The sequence below is a fragment of the Lyngbya sp. CCY1209 genome, from assembly GCF_055795065.1.
In genome coordinates this window covers 1-10,076 of record NZ_JAYFER010000181.1, presented here as the reverse complement: position 1 = coordinate 10,076, position 10,076 = coordinate 1, and the positions used below count along the sequence as shown (strand labels likewise).

At 56.7% G+C, this 10,076-nt stretch carries 11 protein-coding genes; 8 read left to right on the top strand and 3 right to left on the bottom strand.

The genetic code is table 11. The features are described 5' to 3' along the window. The first annotated feature begins 143 nt into the window (after positions 1 to 143). The gene (locus AC0QHF_RS02835) at positions 144 to 1,079 is read left to right on the top strand and encodes a phosphoribulokinase (protein ID WP_324702667.1); all 936 of its coding nucleotides are present in this window, start codon (positions 144 to 146) and stop codon (positions 1,077 to 1,079) included. Here AC0QHF_RS02835 and AC0QHF_RS02830 read toward each other — a convergent pair. Then, complete coding sequence (locus tag AC0QHF_RS02830; protein ID WP_324702666.1) at positions 1,057 to 1,251, bottom strand: hypothetical protein; 195 nt, start codon at positions 1,249 to 1,251, stop codon at positions 1,057 to 1,059. The two genes, AC0QHF_RS02835 and AC0QHF_RS02830, sit on opposite strands and share 23 nt — an antisense overlap. A 269-nt stretch (positions 1,252 to 1,520) precedes the next feature. Between AC0QHF_RS02830 and AC0QHF_RS02825 the strand changes: the two genes are divergently transcribed. The 4 genes from AC0QHF_RS02825 to AC0QHF_RS02810 all read left to right on the top strand — a co-directional run bounded on the left by AC0QHF_RS02825 (position 1,521) and on the right by AC0QHF_RS02810 (position 4,517). Beyond that, the gene (locus AC0QHF_RS02825; RefSeq protein WP_324702665.1) at positions 1,521 to 2,966 is read left to right on the top strand and encodes a sensor histidine kinase; all 1,446 of its coding nucleotides are present in this window, start codon (positions 1,521 to 1,523) and stop codon (positions 2,964 to 2,966) included. A 116-nt stretch (positions 2,967 to 3,082) separates the two neighbouring features. After that, positions 3,083 to 3,550 (top strand): hypothetical protein, encoded by a 468-nt coding sequence (locus AC0QHF_RS02820; protein ID WP_324702664.1) that lies wholly within the window; start codon positions 3,083 to 3,085, stop codon positions 3,548 to 3,550. Between the two features lie 7 nt (positions 3,551 to 3,557). Continuing rightward, complete coding sequence (locus AC0QHF_RS02815; protein ID WP_324702663.1) at positions 3,558 to 3,863, top strand: hypothetical protein; 306 nt, start codon at positions 3,558 to 3,560, stop codon at positions 3,861 to 3,863. Positions 3,864 to 3,947: 84 nt separating this feature from the next. Beyond that, complete coding sequence (locus AC0QHF_RS02810; RefSeq protein WP_324702662.1) at positions 3,948 to 4,517, top strand: GNAT family N-acetyltransferase; 570 nt, start codon at positions 3,948 to 3,950, stop codon at positions 4,515 to 4,517. Here the strand turns inward: AC0QHF_RS02810 and dnaX are convergent. Then, on the bottom strand, positions 4,514 to 6,946 hold the full coding sequence (gene dnaX, locus AC0QHF_RS02805; RefSeq protein ID WP_324702668.1) for a DNA polymerase III subunit gamma/tau: 2,433 nt from the start codon (positions 6,944 to 6,946) through the stop codon (positions 4,514 to 4,516). The genes AC0QHF_RS02810 and dnaX overlap by 4 nt on opposite strands. Before the next feature lie 292 nt (positions 6,947 to 7,238). Between dnaX and AC0QHF_RS02800 the strand changes: the two genes are divergently transcribed. Together AC0QHF_RS02800 and AC0QHF_RS02795 are read left to right on the top strand one after the other, a co-directional pair. Beyond that, positions 7,239 to 7,877 (top strand): lysophospholipid acyltransferase family protein, encoded by a 639-nt coding sequence (locus AC0QHF_RS02800; protein ID WP_324702661.1) that lies wholly within the window; start codon positions 7,239 to 7,241, stop codon positions 7,875 to 7,877. 30 nt (positions 7,878 to 7,907) lie between these two features. Continuing rightward, positions 7,908 to 8,198 (top strand): DUF2288 domain-containing protein, encoded by a 291-nt coding sequence (locus AC0QHF_RS02795; protein ID WP_324702660.1) that lies wholly within the window; start codon positions 7,908 to 7,910, stop codon positions 8,196 to 8,198. Between the two features lie 92 nt (positions 8,199 to 8,290). On the opposite strand, the gene AC0QHF_RS02790 is transcribed toward AC0QHF_RS02795, so the two are convergent. Beyond that, entirely contained in the window at positions 8,291 to 8,695 is a 405-nt protein-coding gene (locus AC0QHF_RS02790; RefSeq protein ID WP_324702659.1) for a hypothetical protein, read from the bottom strand. A 69-nt stretch (positions 8,696 to 8,764) separates the two neighbouring features. Between AC0QHF_RS02790 and xseA the strand changes: the two genes are divergently transcribed. Next, the gene (gene xseA / locus AC0QHF_RS02785; RefSeq protein WP_324702658.1) at positions 8,765 to 10,006 is read left to right on the top strand and encodes an exodeoxyribonuclease VII large subunit; all 1,242 of its coding nucleotides are present in this window, start codon (positions 8,765 to 8,767) and stop codon (positions 10,004 to 10,006) included. Positions 10,007 to 10,076 lie beyond the last annotated feature (70 nt).

The following is a 10,076-nucleotide window of genomic DNA, read 5'->3' as shown; positions in this document are numbered from 1 at the left end:
CGTGGGGGCAACCTTATAGGGTTGCCTCTTTTCCGTGGGGGCAACCGTCTCTGGTTGCCCGAATTCCAGGGAATCTCAAATCTCAAATCTCAAATCCCTCCACGATAGAATGGCAACACTTATGCGAGAACGAAGAGGAAAATATGAGTCATCGTCCGATTATTTTGGGAATCGTCGGGGACAGTGCGGCGGGAAAAACGACTTTGACGCGAGGAATTGCCCAGATTTTGGGGGAAGATAACGTGACGGTCATTTGTACCGACGACTATCACAAATACGATCGCAAACAGAGATCCGAGATCGGAATTACGGCCCTCCATCCCGACTGCAATTATTTGGATATCATGCAGCAGCACCTGACGATGTTGCGGACCGGACAGCCCATCCTCAAGCCGATCTACAACCACGATACCGGAGGATTTGAACCCCCCGAATATATCAAACCGAAGCGCTTCGTGATCGTCGAAGGGTTGCTGGGCTACTCCACGCGGGGGGCGCGGGACTGCTACGATGTCAAAGTCTACCTCGCCCCCCCGGAACCCCTGCGGGCGCGGTGGAAGGTGAAGCGGGATACGCGCAAGCGGGGATACACGGAAGAACAAGTTCTCGCGGCCCTTGAGAAGCGGGAACCGGACTCGGAATCTTACATTCGCCCCCAACGGAAATGGGCCGATGTGGTGGTCACGTTTTATCCCCCGGACGGCGACAGCGAAGACAGCTCGACGCTGAACGTGCGGTTAATGTTGCGGCCCACCATCCCCCACCCCGACTTTACGGACATTCTCCCGAAAAGCCAGGTTGACCACCGTCCGGCGGTGCGTTTGGGACTCGATCGCGATATGCGAAAGCCGGTGGACGTGCTGGAGGTGGACAGCCACGCCACCCAAGAACAGGTGCAGGAGTTGGAAATGACCCTGTGCAACGAACTGCCCAACCTGAAAAACTTTTGCAGCACGACGGGCAATCAAGAACTCGGGTCGGTGGTCGGGACGACGGGGGAAACGCTGCAAAGCTACCCCCTCGCCCTCACCCAACTTCTGATCGCCTATCACATGATCAAAGCGACCAAAATGGTGTGATTGAGGTCGATGTCGGAAGGGCGGCGACGGATGTCTCGGCCGGCCGCTGACTTTGGGGGGCGGGAATCATCTCGCCCCGAAAATCAAGGACGCTCACCAGTAGAAGATAGGCGATCGCCAGGATAATGGAAATGGCGCCGGTAATGTAGGCGACGAGTTTGGGACGTTCCATGCAATTTTCGGTTTTGACCGACTCACGTTTACAGTAATTATATCTCGCCGAGATTGTAACATTTGTTTTTTCAGGAAATTCTCAGAATCGCTTCAGGGTCAGTTCAGCTATGATAGATTGAATGGGTGTACCCGGCGATCGCCCCCCTAAAAAACAACTGTTATTTACCCAAAATAATGGTAACACAATCGAGGAAATTATAGAATTTAAAAAAACGGGTAAGTATGAGTATGCGGCATCGCGGGATGATAAACAGACCAAGAGAACCGATGAAAATGATCCGACGGATTGCCAAAACGGGTCCCAGATTTTGGGTAAACTTGCCCCCCATTTCTCTGCAAGTTCAACTGACCTTCGGGATCGTCGCGTTCGCCGTTGTGGGACTCGGGGGAGTCACGGCTTGGACGAGTTGGAATATCCGGCAATTATTGGTCGAACAACATAAGGAAAAATTGGCGGAGTTTGCCCAACAATTTTCCCACGATGTCAAATTGTACAGCGAAATGATGCCCCGGGAAGTCGCCGTCCAGCGCGTCATCGACAAACCCAGCGAAAAGAAGAGTTTGGTTTGGGTCAAAAATCGAGCGGGGGAAATTATCGCCGAGTCGGTTAATCTTCGCCAGGACATTCAACCTAACTTGCGAAATGCGCTAATTTCTTATTCCAATATGCCGAAAAAACCGGGGGTTTCTAAAATTGATGGACGGTATTGGGTGTTGTGTGGCGGTGATTTTACAATCGGCAGTTATAACTTCGGTAAACTGTACATGGTCAATGATATCACGTCGGAGTATAAGATTTTTATAACTTTGCTCTATCGCCTGGTTTTTGCTAGTCTATTTGCCATGATTTTATTGGTCAGTGCGATCGCCTGGTACATCCGGCGATCGCTCCTTCCCCTGCAACAGGTCAGCCGCATGGCCGCGACCATTTCGGCGGCGGAACTTTCGGACTATCGTTTAACGTTGGAACGGGCCCCCTCCGAAGTCGAACAACTCGCCAATACCTGCAATAAAATGCTCGATCGCCTCGCGGATGCCTGGGAACAGCAGCGACAATTTGTCGGCAATGTTTCCCACGAGTTGCGGACACCTTTAACCATCGTTCACGGCTATTTACAAAGCACGTTACGCCGGGGAGAAAATCTCACCCAGTTGCAGCGGGAAGGCTTGGAAACCGCCTCGGGAGAGGCGGAACGCACCATCCGTTTGTTGCAGGATTTGTTGGAATTAGCCAGGGCCGATCACGGGACGCTGCACCTGCAACTCGAACCGATTATCGTCAATGATTTGATGGCGGAAGTGGTGGAAATGGCTCAATCTTTCAGTCGGGGAAGAATCAAGCTAGAAAAAATAGATGGATTTTTGGAAATCAAAGCCGATAAAAATCGCCTCAAACAGGTTTTATTGAATCTGATCGATAATGCCTTGAAATATTCCCAAGCGGATACGCCGATTTTACTCAAAGCTGACCGCCATAAAAATCGGGTCGATATCGCCGTGTGCGATCGCGGGCCAGGAATTCCCCTGTCCCATCAAAGCCGCATTTTTGAACGCTTTTATCGGGTGGATGAAGCCCGGACAAGGGCGGGGGGAACGGGACTGGGTTTGGCGATCGTGAAAACCCTGGTTGAGGGGATGGGGGGGACAGTTGGCGTGCGATCGCAGTTGGGAGAAGGGAGCACCTTTATCGTCTGTTTTCCCGATTATTTGTAATTTTAAAATCATCATAACGATTCGGAATCAATTTGAGAGTTTGGGGAACATTGATTGATTTTGAGTCGTCCTCGGCGTTAGAATGGTAATCCAACAATTGGGTGTGGTGTGAAATCATGATGAATCAGCATCAATTATCGGTTTTGACCGGATTTAAAGTTGCAATTCTGGCCGGATGCCTGTTCGGGTTTGCGGGTGCGGTGAAAGCCGGGGACAGGCCGAATTTATCGGCGGAGATGACGATCGCCCAAACCAGTGCGGAGGAAGTGTGGCGATCGCTGAGTCCGAGTGAAACGCGGGATGCGATCGACCAGATCTTGCAAAGTCCGATGGGAATCGCGGCTTTGAATCAACTGGCGATCGAGGGGTTTATCGCCTTCAATTGTGACAAACTTTATTACCGAGATGAGACCGGATTCCGCTTACTCTTACAGGTAAAATGTCCTTCACCCCGGGGGGTTTCCACTGCGGTGGGCTACGATGAAATGCGGGTCATTTACAATACCTTTGAAGGCAATATCGAATCCTTTGAAGTGGAACGCCACGGCGGCGACCTGGGCCGTTCGCCCCTGCCGACAAATTGAGAAAAAAATGAAATTTTTGTTCGGTCTGTTATTAATGATTGTCCTGTGGGCGATGGGTGCGCTGTCGCCGATCGCACCCCCGGCGGAGGCGGTATCGTGCCGGACGATCGCCGACCACAAAGTTTGCATTCTCAGCCTCAAACGCAGCGCCAAATATTACTGGGAATATCGCGCCAAAATTAGCGTCGATGGGGTAGTTCGCCCCGTCGAAACGTACAACTGCCGCCATCGCATCCGGGTGCGATCGGACGGGAAGGAAGTTCAATTCGAGTCCGGCGGTTTCGGGGACTATATTTGCGGCGTTTTGAATTAAAATTGTTGAATATAGCAGCGTGAAATGATGGGTCAAAACTCGATTCGCTCAAAGCCCCCAGCATTGGGGGTTTAAGGGCGAGATGTGCTATCATTTAATCTGCGATCGGGAGGGAGTATGACGGCGAATCCGGAAGCGCACTTTCAAACCCAAAACCTGACGCTGCGACCCTATGAAATTGCAGATGTCGGGACCCTATTTCCGATCCTCTCCGACCCCACGACCCTGCAATTTTGGCCCCGCCCCTTCACCCGAAATCAGGTGGAAGCCTGGGTCGATCGCAACCGCCGCAGCTATGAAATGGACGGTTTCAGCCGATATATCATCCGTCTCAATTCCGACGGAACCATTGTCGGCGACTGCGGGATTCTGCGGGGTATCGTGGCGGGGCGGGTTGTCAACGATTTGGGCTATATTATCCACCATCCCTATTGGGGGCGAGGATATGCCACAGAAGCCGCCCGGGCGATCGCGGATTACGGACTCAATACCCTAAAATTGGATGCCCTCCACGCCAATATGCCCTGGAACCACCACGCCTCCCGGCGGGTTGCCGAAAAAATCGGGATGCACAAAATCGGCGAATTTAATAATCCTATCAATCGCAATATCCGCACGTTTCTATATAGCCGAGTATCGGAAAAACCCCGTTAAAACGGAATATCCTCTTCTTCGGTATCTTCCTCTGAATCAAACTCCGGCGGTTCTTCCAATCCCACGGGAGAATCCGTTTCAATTTCGACCTCGGATTCTTCCTCGGTGAGGGGCAGCACTTCCCCCTCGAAAAAGTCCGCCAGTTGCTGGGAGGCGACGGCCACCGCATCGGCTTTGTCCCGGGGAAGGGAAACGTCCGGGGACTCGGCGGGAATCGGTTCGGGCGGCGGCGCGACGGGTTCCGCTTTCGGCGGCGGTGGCGGGGGTTCCGGTTCCTCTTTTCGAGGTGGCGGCGGGGGAGGGGGAGGTGCAGATGGTTTTGCCGCCGGAGTGGGGGGCGCGGCATCCGTCCCCACTTCCAACCGCACCTGAACCGGAGTTTGAAAGACTTTCCCACAGGCGGCTTCCAGGCTGGCGAGTTTGGACTGGGCGATTTTTAGCAGTGGGGAAGTTTTAATCCCGATACAAACCAGATTGCCATTCCACGATCGCAAACAGCCGTGTTGTCGCATCAGGGCTTGGGTTCCCAGTTGTTCGATGGCGCCGAGAATCTGCCGCCAAATTTGGTCTAGATTAACATCTGCCGGAGATTCGGAAATCTCGGCGACAGCGGGGGCGGGTTCCGGTTGGGGTGCGGGTTGCGGTGGCGGCGGCGCCGGTTTGGGTGGCGGGGCGGGTTTCGGTTCCGATCTGCCGGATGGAACGCTTTGGGTTTGGGATTGGGACTGGGACGGGCTCGATGGAATGCTTTGGGTTTGGGATTGGGACTGGGTTTGGGATGGGGAGAGCGATCGCATCGGAATGGCGGCGGGGGCGACGGCGGCGGGTCGCAGGGCGTCGGGCAGGAGTCCCAGCAGGGTCACTTCCAGCCACAGGCGGGGTTGGGTGGTGTTTTTGATCTGAACTTCGCTGTCGCGGAGGTGTTTCTGTCCGGCGAGGATGATCTCGCGATCGCAATTTTGGGCGAACTGACACAACTCCTCCCAGGTGGGGCCGGTGAGTCTCACCAGATCCCCGCGCGCGGGCGCCGTTTTGGCGATCAACAGGTCCCGGTAAAATTCCCCCAGATTTTGCAGGACGATCAGGGGTTCCCGGCCCCGGTTGAGGAGCTCGCGGGTGCGGTCCAGGACGGCGGTGGCGTCGTGGGCGGCGATCGCTCGCAACAGGGCCATCAGATCCCGTTCGGGCACGGCCCCCACCAAGTCCCAAACTCGCTCCACGTCGATTTCCCCCGACAGCAGGCTGAGTTGGTCGAGGAGGCTTTCCGCGTCCCGCAGTCCCCCCTGGGCGATCTGGGCGACCATGTACACCGCTTCCGGGACGATGGGGATCTGTTCTGTTTGCGCGATCGCCCGCAAATGCTCGGTCATGGCGTCGAGGGGGATGCGGCGGAAGTCGAACCGCTGGCAGCGGGAAATGATGGTGGGGAGGACCCGCTGGGGGTCCGTGGTGGCCAGGACGAAGACGACGCGATCGGGCGGTTCTTCCAGGGTTTTGAGGAGGGCGTTGAAGGCCGCCGTACTCAGCATATGGCAATTGTGAACCAGCAGACCGTTCGCCACGAAGTTATGGTGATCTGCGACTTCGATATCGTAGACCGGCTCAACTCCAACGGGGCGGACAGATGCGATCGTTTCCAAATTTGTATTCCATTTCTGGAATGGCGTCGGAATGGAGGTCCCGGAGGCAGTTGCGATCGCCGGTCGCCCGATACCGGAGGTCATTTGGGGACGGGGTGAGCCACAGTATGCCGCCTCTGTAGCGACGGGGGAGAGTATCTTCATTCCCGGGGCGAGATCTCGGGTGGCTATCCATCCTTTATGGGTCCGAATCAGATGATTTCCGGTGCATCTGATTGTCGCGTGAGTCGTCCGGATTTCAAAGGTCCCGCGGGTCCCGCGATCGAGCCAGCGGCGGACGGGTTTCCATTCCCACTCCCGGATCGAGTCGTTATAACTGAGAACTTGGCGATATCGGAGGGTCGGATCGTCGATCCGCATCAATCCGCGATCGCTCAGGACGAGGGCATCCCCGGTCAGGCATTCGTCGATCACATACACTTTATACCGGCACTGAACCGGGGCGAACTGACTCCGCTCGATCAGATCCCGGATGTTGTCAACGCCGGTATTGCTGGCCGCGTCGATTTCCACGAAATCCAGGGTGGCGCCGCTGGCGATGCCCCGGCAGACTTCGCAGGTGCCGCAAGGGGTTTCCGTGGGGGTTTCGGCTTTCAGGCAATTGAGGGATTTGGCCAAAATCCGGGCGCTGGAGGTTTTGCCGGTCCCCCTCGGGCCGGCCAACAGGTAAGCCGGGGCGATACGCCGGGTGCGGATGGCGTTGGTGAGGGTTTGGGCGATCGCTTCCTGGCCGACGAGATCGGCAAAGGTCTGGGGACGATATTTGTGGTGGAGGGGTTCGTAGGTCACGGCGGAACGGCAGGACGAATGATGAATTAAAAACCAATATCTCGATCCTACCTTCAACTCGCCGCGATCCGTCCGCCCCAAAATACGGCAACCCATCCGACGCTCAGGATCTCCGAAAATCCCGAAATATCCGGCTCGCGGGCGGTTAACCTCCGGCGATCGCGAGGCGAGTGCTCATAGCTATGGCGCTCAAGGGAGGGGAATTGGGAATCGGGAATCGGGAATTTTCGGAAATGTGCCAAAACCTGATAGGCTAAAAGCCAGTTCACACCGTCCCCGTCGTTACCGTCCCGTGGCCAGAAATCGCGAACCGCTGCAGAGTTTAGTTCTTTACCACCTGTTCAAGTGGTCTGTGGTCAGCCCGATGCTCCACGTCTACTTTCGCGGGCGGATCTACAATGCCGAACGGGTGCCGCAAACGGGCCCGGTCGTGATCGTTAGCAACCACGCCAGCGACTTCGACCCGCCGATCTTGTCCAGTTGCATGAGGCGGCCCGTGGCATTTATGGCCAAAGAGGAATTGTTCAAAGTTCCGGTTCTCAAGGATGCGATCGCCCTCTACGGTGCCTATCCCGTCAAACGGGGTGCCGCCGACCGCTCCGCCATCCGGGCTGCCCTCAGTTGTCTGGAAGACGGTTGGGCGGCGGGCATCTTTTTGCAGGGCACCCGCACCCCCGACGGGCGCATCACGGAGCCCAAATTGGGGGCGCCCCTGATCGCGGCTAAAGCCCAAGTGCCGCTGATCCCCGTTTCCCTGTGGGGAACCCACCGGATTTTGAAAAAAGGATCGCCATTGCCCCGGACCGTCCCCGTCACGGTGCGGGTCGGCGAACCCCTCGATCCCCCCAAATCGACCGCCCGAACCGAACTCGAAGCGATCGCGGGCCAGTGTGCCGACCAAATCAACGGGATGCTCGATTTGGGACGGTGATGGGCTCAGATGTTGCGAGATCAGGAGATCATGGAAGAAGACTTGAAAACCCAACTGTCCGACAGCGTTGATGAAGCCGAATGGGAGTGGCTGATCCCCCACGTCAAGCGGGATGCCGTGGTCATCGTTGATCGCCAGTTGGACCTGCTCGACGTCGGCGCCGCGATCGCCGAGAATCGGGTTTCCAGAGTCCAAAGCTGGATCGACGAACAGCAGATCTACAAACCCACCGCCGAACAAATTTCCGCCTGGAACGGCGACCAGAGCAAACGGTTCCACGCCCTGATCGTGCAGCCCTTCGTCCTCGTCCAAGAACGTTAAGAAAGGGAGTCGGGAGTCGGTATTAGGGAGTTGGAAAAAACTAACAATTATTAATTATTAATTATTAATTGTTGATTTTTAATTGTTAATTGTTAGTCTCGAACGACTTCCAAGCCGCAGGCTTCGGCGACCTGTTGGGCGAAACTCCTGTACCTCGGGGGAGGTTGGGGGGAGTTGATGTCGAGTCCGAAGCCTTCCACCACCCGTTCGAGCAGTTTTGATCGCCACTGGGCCTCGATTTCGTAGTCCGATGCCAAACTCCCCTCCGAAAGGGCGGCCATCAGTTTGTTGAGGATTTGGTACTGTCCGACCAAACGGGCCGCTCTGGCCACGTCGCCGGAATCGATGTCGAGGGCGTCGAGTTCTCGGAGCAAGCGATGCCATTCCGCCTCGATCAACCGCGTCAGCAGGACGCCCGCCTCGGCATTTCGCTGATTCGTCAGGGCTTTGAAGCGATCGGATGTCACGGTGATTGCCTCCATCTGTCGTTTTTTCATACCATGTAATTTTAGGGAAGTGTTTAAGCTTCGATCGCACTCAAGCTCCCGTTATCGCGACGTTTCATCATGAATTTACCACCCGACTCCACAGCCATTGTGTCTTCCGTCCATCATGCCCTATCCGTCGCCGGACTGACGAGTTACCTTCGAGAGCTCTTGGAATGTGACCCCAACCTGCGGTCGGTGTGGGTGATCGGGGAAGTGTCGAGCGCCAATTTCCACCGCAGCGGCCTGTTTTTCACCCTCTCCGAGTCCGACGGCTCCGCGGCGGTGGATTGCGTGGTGTGGAACAGCCAGCGCGACCGCCTCGCGCAGCAGCCCCAGAAGGGCGAACAGGTCATCGTTTTGGGGAATATCCGCCTCTATCCCAAGCGGGGGGAATATCAACTGACCGTCGTGCAAGTGTTGCCGGGGGGAGAGGGATTGCAGGCCCTCCGCCTTCGACAACTGCGATCGCGCCTGGAAGCGGAAGGGCTTTTCGACCCGGAACGGAAGCGATCGCTCCCCCCCCACCCGCAAATTGTTGCGGTGGTCACGTCCCCCCAGGCGGCGGCGTGGGGCGACATTCAACGGACTTTAAGCCATCGGTATCCGGGTTTGCGGGTGTTGTTGTCCCCGGCGATCGTCCAGGGGGAACGGGCGCCGGCATCCATCGCGGAGGCTATCGCCCGGGCGAATCGGGACGGACGGGCCGAGGTGCTAATTTTAGCCCGGGGGGGCGGGGCGACAGAGGATCTGTCCGGTTTCGATGACGAACGGGTGGTGCGGGCGATCGCTCAATCTTCCATTCCCGTCATCACCGGCATCGGCCACCAGCGGGACGAATCCCTGGCCGATTGGGTCGCCGATGCCGTCGCCCACACCCCCACGGCGGCGGCGGAGCGGGCGGTTCCCGACCTCGAACAACTGGCTCTCGCCCACGGGCAGCGGGCGCGATCGCTGCGGACGGCATTCGATCGCAAACTTGACCTAGAATCGGAACGATGCCGCCACCTGCAACAGCGGCTCCTGAGAGCCCTGGAGCGGCGCTGGGAATGGGAGGGGAACCGCCTGCAACTGTTCAGGCAGAAATTGGCGGCCCTCGACCCCCAAAGCCGTCTCAACCGGGGCTACGCCGTCGTTCACAGGGCGGACGGGTCTGTGGTGCGGACGGCCCAAGAGGTGGAACTCGGCCAGGAGTTGACCGTCAAACTGGCTCGGGGGCGACTGAAAGTTAAAATTGTGGAGATTGAGGAATCGTCAGCACCCCCGGCTGAAGCACGGGGGCTTCGTGCCCCCCTTCAGGTAGCTGACCAGCTATCGCCTTAACTGGCTACGTTCAGAGCAAGAGTTAAAGTCCTACCCTGGAATGCTTGCTAGTTCCAGGCTCTAGAACCGA

Coding starts and splice junctions, on each gene's coding strand:
- xseA (WP_324702658.1), top strand. CDS start 8,765: ATGAATTTACCACCCGACTCCACAGCCATTGTGTCTTCCGTCCATCAT.
- AC0QHF_RS02795 (WP_324702660.1), top strand. CDS start 7,908: ATGGAAGAAGACTTGAAAACCCAACTGTCCGACAGCGTTGATGAAGCC.
- AC0QHF_RS02820 (WP_324702664.1), top strand. CDS start 3,083: ATGATGAATCAGCATCAATTATCGGTTTTGACCGGATTTAAAGTTGCA.
- AC0QHF_RS02835 (WP_324702667.1), top strand. CDS start 144: ATGAGTCATCGTCCGATTATTTTGGGAATCGTCGGGGACAGTGCGGCG.
- AC0QHF_RS02790 (WP_324702659.1), bottom strand. CDS start 8,695: ATGAAAAAACGACAGATGGAGGCAATCACCGTGACATCCGATCGCTTC.
- AC0QHF_RS02815 (WP_324702663.1), top strand. CDS start 3,558: ATGAAATTTTTGTTCGGTCTGTTATTAATGATTGTCCTGTGGGCGATG.
- AC0QHF_RS02825 (WP_324702665.1), top strand. CDS start 1,521: ATGAAAATGATCCGACGGATTGCCAAAACGGGTCCCAGATTTTGGGTA.
- AC0QHF_RS02830 (WP_324702666.1), bottom strand. CDS start 1,251: ATGGAACGTCCCAAACTCGTCGCCTACATTACCGGCGCCATTTCCATT.